This window comes from Caballeronia mineralivorans PML1(12) (assembly GCF_001028175.1).
In the GTDB taxonomy this organism is placed as follows: Bacteria; Pseudomonadota; Gammaproteobacteria; order Burkholderiales; family Burkholderiaceae; genus Caballeronia; species Caballeronia mineralivorans.
Genome location: NZ_AEJF01000266.1, coordinates 1 through 375, shown reverse-complemented (window position 1 = coordinate 375; position 375 = coordinate 1). Strand labels below are relative to the sequence as shown.

At 50.9% G+C, this 375-nt stretch carries 1 pseudogene; it reads right to left on the bottom strand.

The features are described from left to right. Positions 1–121 precede the first annotated feature (121 nt). A pseudogene (rph, locus tag EOS_RS42580) lies at positions 122–375 on the bottom strand (ribonuclease PH); the annotation flags it as partial.

The following is a 375-nucleotide window of genomic DNA, read 5'->3' as shown; positions in this document are numbered from 1 at the left end:
TTTAACACCTGCTTGCTAAGCGCAAATTCAATAAACTGGCGCTGATATGGTTTCATGCCTTCGCTCCTCATCTTACTTTTCTACAGACAAAAAAAAGGCGACTCATCAGTCGCCTTAAAAATCAGTTTGCCAGCGCCGCCTTCTGCGTCGCTACAATGGATTCGATTCCCCCTCGGGCCAGAGCCAACAAGATGAGTAGCTCTTCATGGGTGAACGGCTCGCCTTCTGCCGTCCCCTGCACTTCAATGATGCGCCCGTCTTCGGTCATCACTACGTTCATGTCGGTCTCTGCGGCAGAGTCTTCAACGTATTCCAGATCGCAAACCGCTTCGCCGTTCACAATTCCGACAGAAACTGCGGCTACCATCCCTTTCA